The 13,902-nt window shown below is 62.4% G+C and carries 23 protein-coding genes and 1 pseudogene; 23 read left to right on the top strand and 1 reads right to left on the bottom strand.

Annotated elements, in window-relative coordinates:
- From tuf to Q0718_RS10045, 3 genes and pseudogenes are all read left to right on the top strand, one after another.
- Nucleotides 1–237: pseudogene (gene tuf / locus Q0718_RS10055) on the top strand (elongation factor Tu); the annotation flags it as partial.
- Nucleotides 238–323: 86 nt separating this feature from the next.
- Nucleotides 324–638, top strand: a complete 315-nt coding sequence (rpsJ, locus tag Q0718_RS10050) for a 30S ribosomal protein S10 (protein ID WP_189497333.1) — start codon at nucleotides 324–326, stop codon at nucleotides 636–638.
- A gap of 265 nt (nucleotides 639–903) precedes the next feature.
- Nucleotides 904–3,006 (top strand): TonB-dependent receptor, encoded by a 2,103-nt coding sequence (locus Q0718_RS10045; RefSeq protein WP_298917170.1) that lies wholly within the window; start codon nucleotides 904–906, stop codon nucleotides 3,004–3,006.
- 257 nt (nucleotides 3,007–3,263) lie between these two features.
- Here the strand turns inward: Q0718_RS10045 and Q0718_RS10040 are convergent, their stop codons facing one another.
- Nucleotides 3,264–3,641, bottom strand: coding sequence for a hypothetical protein (locus Q0718_RS10040; RefSeq protein ID WP_298917168.1), 378 nt, complete (start codon nucleotides 3,639–3,641; stop codon nucleotides 3,264–3,266).
- Between the two features lie 417 nt (nucleotides 3,642–4,058).
- On the opposite strand from Q0718_RS10040, the gene rplC reads away from it, so the two are divergent.
- The 20 genes from rplC (at nucleotide 4,059) to rplO (ending at nucleotide 13,737) form a co-directional block, all read left to right on the top strand.
- A complete protein-coding gene (gene rplC / locus Q0718_RS10035) occupies nucleotides 4,059–4,907 on the top strand; it encodes a 50S ribosomal protein L3 (RefSeq protein WP_366523863.1) in 849 nt (282 codons plus the stop codon).
- The gene (gene rplD / locus Q0718_RS10030; RefSeq protein ID WP_366523862.1) at nucleotides 4,904–5,524 is read left to right on the top strand and encodes a 50S ribosomal protein L4; all 621 of its coding nucleotides are present in this window, start codon (nucleotides 4,904–4,906) and stop codon (nucleotides 5,522–5,524) included. Before rplC ends, rplD begins: the two co-directional genes overlap by 4 nt.
- On the top strand, nucleotides 5,521–5,817 hold the full coding sequence (locus tag Q0718_RS10025) for a 50S ribosomal protein L23 (protein WP_298917162.1): 297 nt from the start codon (nucleotides 5,521–5,523) through the stop codon (nucleotides 5,815–5,817). Before rplD ends, Q0718_RS10025 begins: the two co-directional genes overlap by 4 nt.
- A 3-nt stretch (nucleotides 5,818–5,820) precedes the next feature.
- On the top strand, nucleotides 5,821–6,654 hold the full coding sequence (gene rplB / locus Q0718_RS10020; protein WP_298917160.1) for a 50S ribosomal protein L2: 834 nt from the start codon (nucleotides 5,821–5,823) through the stop codon (nucleotides 6,652–6,654).
- A 14-nt stretch (nucleotides 6,655–6,668) separates the two neighbouring features.
- Nucleotides 6,669–6,947, top strand: coding sequence for a 30S ribosomal protein S19 (gene rpsS / locus Q0718_RS10015; protein WP_298917157.1), 279 nt, complete (start codon nucleotides 6,669–6,671; stop codon nucleotides 6,945–6,947).
- A 5-nt stretch (nucleotides 6,948–6,952) separates the two neighbouring features.
- Nucleotides 6,953–7,336 carry a 50S ribosomal protein L22 gene (gene rplV, locus Q0718_RS10010; RefSeq protein ID WP_298917154.1) on the top strand — a complete coding sequence of 128 codons (384 nt, stop codon included), beginning with the start codon at nucleotides 6,953–6,955 and terminating at the stop codon, nucleotides 7,334–7,336.
- The gene (gene rpsC, locus Q0718_RS10005; RefSeq protein ID WP_298917151.1) at nucleotides 7,336–8,085 is read left to right on the top strand and encodes a 30S ribosomal protein S3; all 750 of its coding nucleotides are present in this window, start codon (nucleotides 7,336–7,338) and stop codon (nucleotides 8,083–8,085) included. Before rplV ends, rpsC begins: the two co-directional genes overlap by 1 nt.
- Nucleotides 8,086–8,097: 12 nt before the next feature.
- Complete coding sequence (gene rplP / locus Q0718_RS10000) at nucleotides 8,098–8,520, top strand: 50S ribosomal protein L16 (RefSeq protein WP_298917148.1); 423 nt, start codon at nucleotides 8,098–8,100, stop codon at nucleotides 8,518–8,520.
- A 2-nt stretch (nucleotides 8,521–8,522) separates the two neighbouring features.
- Nucleotides 8,523–8,747 (top strand): 50S ribosomal protein L29, encoded by a 225-nt coding sequence (rpmC, locus tag Q0718_RS09995; RefSeq protein WP_298917145.1) that lies wholly within the window; start codon nucleotides 8,523–8,525, stop codon nucleotides 8,745–8,747.
- A gap of 4 nt (nucleotides 8,748–8,751) precedes the next feature.
- Nucleotides 8,752–8,982 (top strand): 30S ribosomal protein S17, encoded by a 231-nt coding sequence (rpsQ, locus tag Q0718_RS09990; RefSeq protein ID WP_298917142.1) that lies wholly within the window; start codon nucleotides 8,752–8,754, stop codon nucleotides 8,980–8,982.
- 50 nt (nucleotides 8,983–9,032) lie between these two features.
- A complete protein-coding gene (rplN, locus tag Q0718_RS09985) occupies nucleotides 9,033–9,401 on the top strand; it encodes a 50S ribosomal protein L14 (protein WP_298917139.1) in 369 nt (122 codons plus the stop codon).
- 2 nt (nucleotides 9,402–9,403) lie between these two features.
- Nucleotides 9,404–9,724, top strand: a complete 321-nt coding sequence (rplX, locus tag Q0718_RS09980) for a 50S ribosomal protein L24 (RefSeq protein WP_298917136.1) — start codon at nucleotides 9,404–9,406, stop codon at nucleotides 9,722–9,724.
- Nucleotides 9,717–10,271, top strand: a complete 555-nt coding sequence (rplE, locus tag Q0718_RS09975) for a 50S ribosomal protein L5 (protein ID WP_298917134.1) — start codon at nucleotides 9,717–9,719, stop codon at nucleotides 10,269–10,271. The genes rplX and rplE overlap by 8 nt, the downstream gene beginning before the upstream one ends.
- 88 nt (nucleotides 10,272–10,359) lie before the next feature.
- Nucleotides 10,360–10,665 (top strand): 30S ribosomal protein S14, encoded by a 306-nt coding sequence (gene rpsN, locus Q0718_RS09970; protein ID WP_298917131.1) that lies wholly within the window; start codon nucleotides 10,360–10,362, stop codon nucleotides 10,663–10,665.
- Between the two features lie 11 nt (nucleotides 10,666–10,676).
- Nucleotides 10,677–11,075: a 30S ribosomal protein S8 gene (gene rpsH, locus Q0718_RS09965; protein ID WP_298917130.1), complete on the top strand. Its 399-nt coding sequence runs from the start codon at nucleotides 10,677–10,679 to the stop codon at nucleotides 11,073–11,075.
- Nucleotides 11,076–11,089: 14 nt separating this feature from the next.
- On the top strand, nucleotides 11,090–11,623 hold the full coding sequence (gene rplF / locus Q0718_RS09960) for a 50S ribosomal protein L6 (RefSeq protein ID WP_298917127.1): 534 nt from the start codon (nucleotides 11,090–11,092) through the stop codon (nucleotides 11,621–11,623).
- Nucleotides 11,623–11,976: a 50S ribosomal protein L18 gene (gene rplR, locus Q0718_RS09955; RefSeq protein ID WP_298917124.1), complete on the top strand. Its 354-nt coding sequence runs from the start codon at nucleotides 11,623–11,625 to the stop codon at nucleotides 11,974–11,976. Before rplF ends, rplR begins: the two co-directional genes overlap by 1 nt.
- A gap of 9 nt (nucleotides 11,977–11,985) precedes the next feature.
- Nucleotides 11,986–12,567, top strand: a complete 582-nt coding sequence (rpsE, locus tag Q0718_RS09950) for a 30S ribosomal protein S5 (RefSeq protein WP_366523861.1) — start codon at nucleotides 11,986–11,988, stop codon at nucleotides 12,565–12,567.
- A complete protein-coding gene (rpmD, locus tag Q0718_RS09945) occupies nucleotides 12,568–12,756 on the top strand; it encodes a 50S ribosomal protein L30 (RefSeq protein WP_298917120.1) in 189 nt (62 codons plus the stop codon). It begins immediately after the preceding gene.
- Between the two features lie 129 nt (nucleotides 12,757–12,885).
- On the top strand, nucleotides 12,886–13,737 hold the full coding sequence (rplO, locus tag Q0718_RS13720; protein WP_366523860.1) for a 50S ribosomal protein L15: 852 nt from the start codon (nucleotides 12,886–12,888) through the stop codon (nucleotides 13,735–13,737).
- Nucleotides 13,738–13,902 lie beyond the last annotated feature (165 nt).

The following is a 13,902-nucleotide window of genomic DNA, read 5'->3' as shown; positions in this document are numbered from 1 at the left end:
GGCGGGCGCCACACGCCGTTCTTCAACAACTACCGCCCGCAGTTCTACTTCCGCACGACGGACGTGACCGGCGTGGTCACGCTCAAGGACGGGACCGAGATGGTCATGCCGGGCGACAATGTGAACATCGACGTGGAGCTGATCGTGCCGATCGCCATGGAAGAGAAGCTGCGCTTCGCCATCCGCGAAGGCGGCCGCACCGTCGGCGCCGGCGTGGTGTCCAAAATCACGGAGTAGGGGTCAGCCCGCTTCCAAACGACAACGCCGGGGTGGGAGTTCGTCTTCCCACCCTGGACCTTTTTTGACCGCAAGAGACTAGAACAATGGCCGCACAGAACATCCGCATCCGACTCAAGTCGTTCGATCACCGCATTCTCGACAAAAGCACTGGCGAAATCGTCGCCACCGCCAAGCGTACCGGGGCCAGCGTCCGCGGTCCCATCCCGCTGCCGACCCGCATCGAGAAATTCACCGTCAACCGCTCGCCCCACGTCAACAAGAAGAGCCGCGAGCAGTTCGAGATCCGCACGCACAAACGCATGCTCGACATCGTCGACCCGACGCCCCAGACGGTCGATGCGCTGATGAAACTCGACCTGGCAGCCGGTGTCGATGTCGAGATCAAGCTGGGCGCGTAAAGTTTCTGGATAGACGAAACTCTGGAAGACTTTTCGAAACGAAATGTCCTAACCGATAGATAGCAGGCGCGATTACATACGCGACATGTTGATAGAAGCGTCCTTCGGGGCGCTTTTTTTTGGGTTCGAAGCAATCAGCAGAAACGCATACGGAGCCGACAGTCCGGCATACTCCAAAGAAAATGTCACAGATCGGTTTGACGAGTCGTTGGTGTTAGGAAAGTGTTAGTATATTACACTATTCTGTCGCCACGAGGCCGCTCCGATGACCCATCACGTCCGCAGCATGCTCGCCTTCTGTTTCGCGATTGCGTTCCACGCCCCAACAGCCTTCGCACAAAGGGAACTAGACGCTCGCAAATCTTCGGTTGTCGGCCAACCGGTTGACGCATCCACATCAGATGCCGATTCATATCCACGCGCTTTTTTCGACAGGTTCTTTCCGCAAACAGCCCTCGAATTGCTTCAACGCGTACCTGGCTTTAGCATTGAAGGCGGCGAAAGCCTGCGCGGCTTTGCTGGCGGGGCGGGTAACGTGCTGATCGACGGCGAGCGTCCGACCATCAAGGCGGGGGGAATCGAAGATTTCCTCTCCCGCATTCCCGCGAACGCCGTCGAGCGCATCGTTATTTCGCGCGGTGCGCAACGGGCCGGGGAAACAGCAGGCCAAGGGCTTGTCGCGAATGTCGTTCGCAAGTCGGATGTCGTCGCAGGAACCTGGTCGGCGGAACTGGAACGTAATTCGGACGGCCTTGTCTATCCGCGCGGCGAGCTGTCGATCACTGCACCGCTAGGCCGCTGGCGGACCACCACGAAACTCAACGCCTTCTGGGAAAAGTTCCCCTTTACCCGCTTCGAGCGGCAGACATTCGGCGCCGAGGGCGCGCTGGATCTGTTCGAAGTCGAATCTGCCCCGTCCAGTCTTGGCGAAGCATTTGTCGCCAGCGAAGCCGAGCGTCTGTTTGGCGGGGGGACTCTGACCCTAAATAGTCGGTTCGGCTACAGCGAATTCGGGAGGAACACGCAACGGACCGGGTTCGCTGGCCGCACGGCGGACGAGAACGGGCCGGATCGCTTGACCGATATCGACTTCGACAGCGCCTTCTGGGACGGCGAGCTTAGTGCCGACTGGACGCGGAGTGTCGGCGGCAATTCCGTTCTCAAACTGCTGGCCTTGGGGTCTGCCCGCGACTCCGAACAAAGCGCAGTGACTTTGAACGAGCGTCCTGTTGGACGGACCGAATCTATCAGCCGGTTCGAAACCCGGCGTCGGCCTTTGGAAATCCTGTCGCGCGCCACTTTCGGGCGGGTCAATGGCGAGTTCCGACCGGAATTCGGTGTCGAAGTCGCCTATAACCAGCTCGACTCTCGTATCGCTCTGGAAGTGGAAGATGCCGATGGCGGTATCCGCGCCATTGATCTTCCCGCGTCCGATGTGCAGGTCCGGGAGTATCGCGGCGAAGCCTTTGCCAATATCGTCTGGCAAGCTGCGCCTCAATGGACTGCCGAAGGTGGCTTGGCGGTGGAACTGTCGCAAATCACCGTCGATGGAGATGCCGGAAACAGCAACGATTTCGTCTTTCTCAAACCTTCGCTTGCCCTCATCTACCAGCCGTCCGCATCGTTGCAGTTCCGCGCGGCGCTCAGGCGCAGCGTCGGACAGCTCGACTTCAACGACTTTGCGGCGTCTGCCAACGCAGAGGATGATCGCCTGCTTGCCGGAAACCCAGGCCTTGGCCCGGACCAGACCTGGCGCGCGAGCATATCGGCAGACTTCCGGACGGAGGGCGGGATTGCGCTAAATGTCGAACCTTTCCACGAATGGCGCGAGGATGTGCTGGAACAAGTGGTTCTGCCGAACGGCGTTCCGGGCCTGGCCAATGCGGGGAACGCACGCGTGTGGGGACTGGACGCCAACGGCGCGCTGCCGCTTTCGGGCCTCGTTCCGGGCGGCCTGCTCGAAGTGACCGCGTCGTTCCTCGACGCGAGTTTCGTTGATCCGATCACGGGTCGCACCCGGAAAATCACGCGGATTTCCAATCCCGATATCGAGATCGACTTTCGTCAGGACATCCCTTCTCGGAAAATCTCATGGGGCGTGACCTACGAGTCGGAAGTAACGACCGACATCTTTTTCGCCAACGAGGTGTTGCGGGACGTTACTGGGAACCAATGGTCAGCCTTCGTGGAGACGACACGGTTTGCCGGGGTAAAGATGCGGATCAATGTCCGCAACATCGGAGGCCTTGGGCTGCCGCGCGACCGTACCCTGTTCTCCCCGGACCGGAGCGGCGCCTTAACCGGGTCCGAATTTCTGGATCGAAGACGTGGAGAGTTCATAACTCTGACGGTGTCGGACCAATTCTGACGATGATACAGCGGCTTTCACACCGCGCCGCTTTGAAGGTTCTGTAAGACCATCTCCGGGTCGGCCTAGCGCCTTCCGCAGTGCCGACCCGGTTTTGCCAGGTCGCAGGCCCATCTTTCGAAATGCTGTGACTCTTGCGTCCGTTCGGCATGGCAGGTCCGGTCGATTTTTCGAGGGGGGCAAGTTGTCGATGCAAACTTCAGACCTCATCGGCGCTGAAGTGAACATTGAGTTGTACGCGCGCAGCGCTTTTCCCGTTACAACATGACGGCGTCCTTAGGAGCGCTCTTATTCATTTGCTCGAAACGCCCGATCCGCCCGTCGCCGCTCTTGACCCACATCGCCGCCGCGGCCGCTTCTCCCATGCCGATCGTCTCCAAGACCGAGCCGGGCTTCGTACGCCAGGGTCTCCGTTTTGCTGATCCCTCACTGATCCGGCAGGGAATGGCGGTCGTTGCGCAGAACGGGTCGAAGGGAAGGCGACGTTCCGACAGGGGAGGGTTCCGGGCGGTTAGCAGCGCGGTGACTTCGGGTGCGGCGCGGTTGACGCTGCCGAAATCCAGTGCCTCCTTCCATGCCGTCGTCCAGTCCATGGCCTTGCGCCGGTCCGGACGGTTGATCGTGACGATGGACACGTCGCGGCGTCCGGTCGGAGCGGATGTCGCCAGGTCGGTCACGGGTTGGATTGACAATGCCTGAAAATATGCGGTTTGCAGGCTCTGTGCTTGCGGGATGGGCGCACGGTTCGCGATGTGCTTTCGACGATGGTCTTGCAAAGCCTTGCATGATTTTTCGAATGAGGTCCGGCAACCCACTTTCCTGCATTCGCCCGTTGACCTTTGCGAGTCGCTTCCGTAGAGGGCGCCTCGTTCATAGCTGGCAGTGCTTAGGCAGACGCGGCTGACGATCTTGTACCGACTATCCGGCCAGGCGCCTTTCGCGGCGCGCTGGCCCGGTTTTGTTAGATCGCAGACCCATCTCCCGAATGCTGTGCATATGACGCTCGTGCCTCGTGGTGAGGTCGGGCGAATTTCGTGAAGGATAACCTGCTGATGCAACGTTCAGGTCTATTGGCGCGCAAACTCGGGATGACCCGGGTCTATGACGACGCCGGCAACCATGTCCCCGTCACCGTCCTGTCGCTCGAAGGCTGTGCCGTCGTGGCGCAGAAGACGACCGAGCGCGACGGCTACGCCGCCGTGCAGCTCGGCGCGGGCGAGGCCAAGGTCAAGCGCGTGTCCAAGGCCGAGCGCGAACGCTTCGCCAAGGCGGGCGTGACCCCGAAACAGAAACTGGTCGAATTCCGCGTCGCGGAAGAGAATCTGGTCGAGGTGGGCGAGGAGCTCATCGCCGGTCACTTCCTTCCGGGCCAGAAGGTCGATGTCTCCGGAACCTCCATCGGCAAGGGCTTTGCCGGGGCGATGAAGCGCCACAATTTCGGCGGCCTGCGCGCGACGCACGGCGTGTCGATCTCGCACCGCTCCCACGGCTCGACGGGCCAGTGCCAGGATCCGGGCAAGGTCTTCAAGGGCAAGAAGATGGCTGGCCACATGGGCGCCGTCCGCCGCACGCAACAGAATGTCGAGGTCGCCCGCGTCGAGATCGACGAAGGCCTGATCCTCATCAAGGGTGCCGTTCCCGGGTCCAAGGGCGGATGGGTCGAGATCCGCGACGCGGTGAAAGCGGCGCAGCCCGAAGACCTGATTTTCCCGGCCGCGACGAATGCCGACCGCAAGGCCGCGCAGAAAGCCGCCGAGGATGCCGAAGCGGCCGCCGCCGCCGAAGCCGAGGCCGAAGCCGCGCGCATCGCGGCCGAACGCGACGCCGCCATGGCCGCAACCACCGCCGATGACGGCGACGAAGACAAAGCCGCTGAAAACAAGGGTGGTGACGAACAATGAAAATCGATGTGACGAAACTCGATGGCAAGACCGGCGGCTCTGTCGATCTCGACGAGAGCATCTTCGGCCAGGAGCCCCGCAAGGACATTCTCCACCGCATGGTCCGTTACCAGCTGGCCAAGCGCCGCTCCGGCACGCACCAGGTGCAGGAACGCGGCGACGTTGCCAAGACGACGAAGCGGATCGGTCGCCAGAAGGGCGGCGGTACGGCCCGTCACGGCAACGGCTCGGTCTCGCAGTTCCGCGGCGGTGCCAAGGCGCACGGTCCGCGGTCGCGCGATCACAGCCACGAACTGCCCAAGAAGGTTCGCAAGATGGCGCTGCGCCATGCTCTGTCGGCCAAGCAGGGCGCAGGCGAGCTGATCATCGTCGATGAGTTGGCGCTGAAGGATGCGAAAACCTCCGCGCTGGCCAAACAGCTTCAAAAGATCGGCGTGACCAACGCGCTGATCGTCGGCGGCAACGCCATCGACGATGCGTTCGGCCGGGCCGCCCGCAACATTCCGAACATCGACGTGCTGCCCAGCCAGGGCGCCAACGTCTACGACATCCTGCGCCGCCACACGCTGGTGCTGTCCAAGGATGCCGTCGCTGACCTGCAGGAGCGTCTGAAATGAGCGCGACGCCGAAACATTACGATACGGTCCTGACTCCGGTCATCACCGAGAAATCGACCATCGTCGCCGAGAACAACCAAATCGTGTTCGAGGTGCCGATCTCGTCCAACAAGACCGAGATCAAGGCCGCCGTCGAGCAGTTGTTCAACGTGTCCGTGACCGCCGTGAACACGATCCTGACCAAGGGCAAGACGAAGCGCTTCCGCGGTCGCCCGGGTCGCCGGTCCGACGTCAAGAAAGCCGTCGTGACGCTGAAAGACGGCGACACCATCGATATTGCGACAGGACTCTAGATCATGGCTTTGAAGACATTCAATCCGACGAGCCCGTCCCGGCGTCACCTGGTTCAGGTCGACCGCAAGGAGCTCCACAAGGGCCGCCCCGAAAAGAGCCTCACCGAAGGTCTGACCAAGACCGGCGGCCGCAACAATACGGGCCGCATCACGTCGCGCCGTCAGGGCGGGGGCCACAAGCGCCTCTACCGCAAGATCGACTTCAAGCGGACCAAGGGTGGCGAAGCGACCGTGCTGCGGCTGGAGTATGATCCGAACCGCACGGCCTTCATCGCCCTGATCCAGTACAAGGACGGCGAGAAGTCCTACATCATCGCGCCGCAGCGCCTGGCCGAGGGCGACACCGTCCTGTCGGCCGAGCGTGCCGATGTGAAGCCCGGCAACACCATGCCGCTGCGCGCCATGCCGGTCGGGACGATCATCCACAATATCGAGATGAAGCCTGGCAAGGGCGGTCAGATCGCCCGCTCCGCCGGTGCCTACGCCCAGCTGGTCGGCCGGTCCGAAGGCTACGCGCAGGTCCGCCTGAAGTCCGGCGAGATGCGCATGATCCACCAGACCTGTCTGGCGACGGTCGGTGCCGTGTCCAACCCCGACCACATGAACATCAATCTCGGCAAGGCCGGCCGCAAGCGTTGGTTGGGGGTTCGCCCATCCGTTCGCGGCGTGGCCATGAACCCGGTCGATCACCCGCATGGTGGCGGCGAAGGCCGGACCTCCGGTGGTCGTCACCCGGTGACGCCCTGGGGTAAGCCGACCAAGGGCGCGCGCACGCGGTCCAACAAGTCGACCGACAAATTCATCATCCGTTCGCGTCACGCGAAGAAGAAACGCTAGGAAGGGCCCGGACTATGCCACGCTCCGTATGGAAAGGCCCGTTTGTCGACGGGTATCTGCTCAAGAAGGCCGAGGCGTCCCACGCCGAAGGTCGCCGCAAGCCGATCAAGACCTGGTCGCGCCGCTCCACCATCATGCCGAATTTCGTCGGGCTGACCTTTCAGGTCCACAATGGCCGCAAGTTCGTGCCCGTTCTGGTGGACGAAGACATGGTCGGTCACAAGCTCGGCGAATTCGCGCCGACGCGCACCTATTACGGCCACACGGCCGATAAAAAAGCCAAGCGGAGATAGACCCGATGGCCAAACAGAAACAAGCTCGTCGGCTCGCCGACAACGAGGCTCGCGCAAAGCTGCGCATGATCCGCATCTCGCCGCAGAAGCTGAACCTCGTGGCTCAGCTCATCCGCGGCAAGAAAGTGGACGCGGCGCTCGCCGATCTGGAATTCTCGCACAAGCGGATTTCCGGTGAAGTGAAGAAGGTGTTGGAGTCCGCCATTGCGAACGCCGAGAACAATCACAATCTGGACATCGACAATCTGATCGTTTCCGAAGCCTATGTCGGCAAGAACTTCGTGATGAAGCGCTTCCGGGCCCGGGCCCGGGGTCGCGGCGCGCGGATCCTCAAGCCGTTCTCGGAGCTCACCATCGTCGTGAAAGAAGTCGAAGAGGAGGCCGCATAATGGGTCAGAAGATCAATCCGATCGGCCTTCGCCTCGGCATCAACCGCACCTGGCAGTCGCGCTGGTACGCCAACACGAACGAGTTCGGCGACCTGTTGCACCAGGATCTGGCGATCCGGTCCTTCCTGCTCAACGAGCTGAAGAACGCCTCCGTGTCCCGCATCGTCATTGAGCGTCCGCACAAGACCTGCCGCATCACTATCTACACGGCGCGTCCGGGTGTGGTGATCGGCAAGAAGGGCGCCGACATCGAAGCGCTGCGCCAGCGCGTCGCCTCCATGGTGGACGGCGAAGTGTTCATCAATCTGGTCGAAGTCCGCAAGCCGGAAGTCGACGCCAATCTGGTGGCCGAGGGCATCGCCCAGCAGCTGGAACGCCGCGTCTCCTTCCGCCGCGCTATGAAGCGTTCGCTGCAAAGCGCGATGCGCATGGGTGCCAAGGGCTGCAAGATCCGTCTCGGCGGACGTCTGGGCGGCGCGGAAATCGCGCGCGTCGAACAGTATCAGGAAGGGGCCGTGCCGCTGCACACGCTGCGCGCCGACATCGACTACGGAACGGCCCGAGCCATGACGACGATGGGCATCATCGGCATCAAGGTGTGGATCAACAAAGGCGAGATCATGGAGCATGACCCCTATGCCCATGAGCGCCGCATGACCGAGCAGGGCGACACACGCTCCCGCGGAAACGATCGCAATCGCGGTGGTGACCGGGGTGGACGCGACCGCCGTCCCGCTCGCGCGAACTAGGAGGCTTCCGCTATGCGTCAGCCAAAAAGAACCAAGTTCCGCAAGGCTTTTAAGGGCCGGATCAAGGGAACGGCCAAGGGCGGCACCGCGCTGACCTTCGGCTCCTACGGTCTGAAGGCTCTGGAGCCCGAGCGGGTGACCGCGCGTCAGATCGAGGCGACCCGCCGTGCGATCACGCGTCACATGAAACGCGCCGGCCGCGTTTGGATCCGGATCTTCCCGGATGTGCCCGTGACCAAGAAGCCCACCGAAGTCCGCATGGGTAAAGGTAAGGGTTCGGTCGAGTTCTGGGCCTGCAAGGTCAAGCCGGGCCGGATCATGTTCGAAATCGACGGCGTCTCCGATGACGTCGCGCGCGAAGCGTTGCGCCTGGGCGCCGCCAAGCTGCCGATCAAGACGAAGATTGTCACGCGTCCGGGTGAGGGAGCGAACTAGCCATGGCCGACAAGAATCTCAAAGTGGACGAGCTGCGCCAGCTCTCCGACGACCAGCTGTCCGACACGTTGCTGACCCTGAAGAAGGAGCAGTTCAACCTGCGCTTCCAGGACGCGACCGGCCAGCTGCAAAGCACGGCGCGCGTCCGCGAAGTCCGTCGGGCCGTCGCGCGCGTCAAGACACTGCAGAACCAGCGTAAAGCTGACGCCAAGAAAACGGAGGCGTAAGCGCATGCCCAAACGTATTCTGTCCGGGACCGTCGTGTCCGACAAGGGTGAGAAGACCATCGTGGTCAAGGTGGAGCGTCAGTTCCTGCATCCGCTGCTGAAGAAAACCATTCGCCGGTCCAAGCGTTACCACGCCCACGACGAAGCCAACGCCCACAAGGTCGGCGACAAGGTGCGCATCATCGAATGTCCGCCCAAGAGCAAGACCAAGACCTGGGAAGTCGTCACGGCATAAGGCTCGCGCCTCCTGTCACGACGATACTCCCAAGCTTAAGGAAGAAACCCATGATTCAGATGCAATCCAATCTGGATGTCGCGGACAATAGCGGCGCCCGCCGTGTCCAGTGCATCAAGGTGCTGGGCGGCTCCAAGCGCCGCTACGCCCATGTCGGCGACACCATCGTCGTGTCCGTCAAGGAAGCGATTCCGCGCGGCAAGGTCAAGAAGGGCGACGTGCGCAAGGCCGTCGTCGTTCGTGTCCGCAAGGACATCCAGCGCCGCGACGGCTCCGTGATCCGTTTCGACGGCAATGCGGCCGTCATCATCAACAATAATGGCGAGCCGATCGGCACGCGGATCTTCGGCCCGGTTCCCCGCGAACTGCGCGCCAAGAACCACATGAAGATCGTGTCGCTGGCACCGGAGGTGCTGTAGTCATGGCTGCGAAGATCAAGAAGGGCGACTATGTCGTCGTGATCGCGGGTGCCGACAAGGGCAAGAAGGGCAACGTCCTTCGCGTGATCCCGAAGGAACATCGCGTCGTCGTCGAAGGGGTGCGCGTCGTCAAACGCCACGTCCGCCCCAGCCAGGTCGATCCCGAAGGCGGCATCCGCACCTTCGAGGCGCCGATCCACATTTCCAACGTCGCCCACATCGATCCGAAGGACGATGTGCCGACCCGCGTCGGTTTCAAGACGCTCAAGGACGGCCAGAAAGTGCGCGTCGCCCGCAAATCCGGGGAGGTCATCGATGTCTAAGCCTTACGAACCCCGCCTCGCGGCCGTCTATCGCGACGAGATCCGTCCTGCGCTCAAGGAACAGTTCGGCTACACGAACGAGCTGCAGATTCCCAAGGTCGAGAAAGTCGTCCTGAACATGGGTCTGGGCGAAGGCGTCGCCGACAAGAAGAAGGTCGAAGCCGCCATCGAGGAGCTGTCGCTCATCGCCGGCCAGAAGCCTCTGCCGACGACGTCGAAGAAATCCATCGCCGGTTTCAAGCTGCGCGACGGCATGGTCATCGGCGCCAAGGTCACGCTGCGGCGCGACCGGATGTGGGAATTCATCGACCGTCTGACCAACATCGCCCTGCCGCGCGTGCGCGACTTTCGCGGACTGAACGCCAAGTCGTTCGACGGCAACGGGAACTTCGCCATGGGTCTGAACGACCTGCTGGTCTTCCCGGAAATCAATTACGACAAGTCCGATGCCACCCGCGGGATGGATATCGTGGTGCAGACAAGCGCCCGGACGGACGAAGAAGCAAAGGCATTGCTGGCCGCGCTCAACTTCCCTTTCCCCAAATGATGGGCCCCGAGGGATTTCGGGTTGGAAGTAGAGCGAACGCAGCGAGCGAAGCGGGCCTTTGATGGCGCCGCAACAGGAGAAAATTTGAATGGCTAAAGTCAGTTCAGTCGAGCGCAACATGAAGCGCCAGCGCATGGTGGCCCAATATGCCGCCAAGCGCGCGCTGCTCAAGGATATTGCGCGCAACAAGGATCTTCCGGTCGAAGAGCGGTTCGCCGCGCAGTTGAAGCTCGCTTCGCTGCCGCGCAATTCCGCCCCGTCGCGCGTGCGCAACCGGTGCCAGGTCACGGGCCGTCCGCGCGGTTACTATCGCAAGATGAAAATGAGCCGGATCGCCCTGCGCGAACTCGGCAGCCAGGGTCTGATCCCCGGTCTCACCAAGTCCAGCTGGTAGGAGGACAGGACATGTCTTTTTCCGATCCCCTCGGCGATATGCTCACCCGCATCCGCAATGCCATCATGCGCGGCCGCTCGTCCGTCACGACGCCGGCGTCGAACCTGCGCGGCCGCGTCCTCGACGTGCTGGCCGACGAAGGTTTCATTCGCGGCTATTCCGAAGCCAAGAACGACAAGGGTTTCCGCGTCTTCGAGGTCGAGCTGAAATATTTCGAAGGCGAAGCGGTCATCCGCGAGATCAAGCGCATCTCCAAGCCGGGCCGCCGCGTCTATTCATCCGTCAAGACCCTGCCGCAAGTGCGCAACGGTCTCGGCATCTCCATCCTGTCCACGCCCAAGGGCGTCATGAGCGACACCGCTGCCCGCGAAAACAATGTCGGCGGCGAAGTCCTCTGCCAGGTCTCTTAAGGAAAGGGCGAACCATGTCACGTATCGGCAAAAAGCCCGTCACGGTGCCAAGCGGCGTCACGCTGACGCAAACCGGCCAGACCGTGTCCGTCAAAGGTCCGAAGGGCGAGCTGTCCTTCACGCTTCCGGACGTCGTCAAAGGCTCGTTCGCCGACAATGAGCTGAGTCTCGATGTCGCCGACGGCGCCAAGAATGGCAGCGCCATGTGGGGCATGGCCCGCACCATGGTCGCCAACATGATCGAAGGCGTCACGAACGGCTACACCAAGGCGCTGGAACTGCGCGGCGTGGGCTACCGGGCCCAGGCCAAGGGCACCGGCATCACCATGCAGCTGGGCTATTCCCACGACGTCAACTACACGCCGCCCGAAGGCATCAAGATCGAGGCGCCCAAGCCGACCTCGATCGTCGTGTCGGGTATCGACAAGCAGAAAGTCGGCCAGGTCGCCGCGGAAATCCGCGCCTTCCGCAAGCCCGAGCCCTACAAGGGCAAGGGCGTGCGCTATGTCGGCGAATATGTGCGCCAGAAAGAAGGGAAGAAGAAATAATGGCTTCCTCCGCTCACAAATCCATGAAGCGCCGCGCGCAACGCGTGCGCCGCCGCCTCAAGAAACACAGCCAGGGCCGTCCGCGTCTCTCGGTTCACCGGTCGGACAAGAACATCTCCGTCCAGGTCATCGACGATGCACGCGGCGTGACCGTCGCGTCGGCGTCGACGCTCGAAGACAAGAGCCAAAAGGGCGGCGACATGGCCGCCGCGAGCCGCATCGGCAAGCTCATCGCCGAGCGGTCGACCAAGGCCGGCGTGACCGACGTGGTCTTCGACCGCGGCGCCTACCTCTATCATGGCCGCGTCAAGGCGCTGGCCGATGCCGCGCGCGAAGCCGGCCTGAAGTTTTAAGGAACGATCATGGCAGGAAGAAACGATAATCGCGGCGGTGGCCGCGGCCGGGGTCGCGACGACGACAATGACGGCATGGTCGACCGGTTGGTCCACATCAACCGCGTGGCCAAGACGGTCAAAGGCGGCCGGAACATGAGCTTCGCCGCTCTGGTCATCGTCGGTGACGAAAACGGCCGGGTCGGCTTCGGCAAGGGCAAGGCCCGCGAAGTGCCCGAAGCGATCCGCAAGGCGACCGAGGAAGCCAAGAAGACGATGATCCGCGTGCCGCTGCGCGAAGGCCGCACGCTGCATCACGATGTCAAGGGCCGTCACGGCGCTGGCAAGATCATGATGCGGGCGGCGCCTCCCGGAACGGGCGTGATCGCCGGGGGTCCGATGCGCGCCGTCATGGAATGCCTCGGCGTCCAGGACGTCGTCGCCAAGTCCAACGGCACGTCCAACCCGTACAACATGATCCGGGCGACGTTCGACGGCCTGAAGCGGATGGAATCTCCGCGGACCGTGGCCGCCAAGCGTGGCAAGAAGGTCGCCGACATCATCGAACGCCGCAATGACGGCGCGTCGGCCCCGGAAGCGTTGGAGGCTTAAGTGGCTAGTAAAAAGACACTCAAGGTTCGCCAGACGGGCTCGCCGATCCGCCGCAAGCCGGACCAGCGTGCCACCCTGGTCGGTCTCGGACTGAACAAGATGGGCCGCGTGCGCGAACTCGAAGACACGCCGTCCGTGCGCGGCATGATCGCCAAGGTCTCCCACATGGTGGAGATCGTCGAAGAGTAGCGCCCGCGCTGCTTTCGTTTTCAAGAGGGGCGCGGCTATCCGCGCTCTTTTCACTCCTAAGCCGGACAGATCCGGCGACGCCGAAGCGGGCATCCCGAGCGGAGCCGTAGGCGGAGAAAGGCAAGAACAATGCGTCTCAACGAACTGAGCGACAATCCCGGCGCCACAAAACAGCGCAAGCGCGTCGGTCGCGGTATCGGCTCCGGAAAGGGCAAGACCGCCGGTCGTGGCGTCAAGGGTCAGAAGTCCCGCAGCGGTGTTTCGATCAACGGCTTCGAGGGCGGCCAGATGCCGATCCATATGCGCCTGCCCAAACGCGGCTTCAACAAGCCCAACCGCAAGCGCTATGCCGAACTTTCCATCGCCAATCTCGAACGCGCCATCCAGTCCGGCAAGATCAAGAAAGGCGACAAGCTCGACGCCGAAGCGCTCGTGCGCGCCGGCGTGATCCGCCGCGCCCATGACGGCGTGCGCATCATCGGCAATGGCGAGTTGTCGAGTGCGCTCGACCTGCACGTCGCTTCCGCCACCAAGGGCGCGTTGGGCATCGTCGAAGGGGCCAAGGGAAGCATCACGGTCGTCGAAGGCAAGCCTGAGCGCGTGACGCGCGACAAGGGCGTGGTCGCGAAAGCCGCAGAGACCGCCAAGAAGGCCGTGAAGAAAACGGCCAAGAAAGCCGTCGCCAAGACGGCTGCCGCCGTCGAAGATGCAGCCGAAGCCGTCTCCGACGCCGCCGATGCCGTGGCCGACAAGGCCGGCGATGTGGCTGAGAAAGTGGCGCCGAAGAAGAAAGCTCCGGCCAAGAAGAAACCGGCCGCCAAAGCGAAAGCCCCGGCCAAGACGGCGCCCGCCAAAAAGGCTTCGCCCAAGAAAGCCCCGGCCAAGGCCGATACGGCCGCCAAGGCGAAGAAGGCTCCGGCCAAGAAAGCGCCAGCCAAGAAGAAAACGCCTGCCGCCAAGAAGAAATCGTCTGACGAATAGGCTCTGGGCGGCGGTGGATTCCGCACCGAGGACTTCATCAAGCACAAGTCCAACGCATTCCGGATCTTGTAAAAACGATCAACAAGACCCGTCACAATCGTGGCGGGTCTTTTCGTTTCGGCCTTTTCGACATGAGCGAACGGCGCGGCCCATTGCGCCAATCAG

Source organism: uncultured Algimonas sp. (assembly GCF_947498175.1).
Lineage (GTDB): Bacteria > Pseudomonadota > Alphaproteobacteria > Caulobacterales > Maricaulaceae > Litorimonas.
The sequence above is the reverse complement of the archived record's forward strand: the minus strand, read 5'-3'. Positions and strand labels throughout refer to the sequence as shown.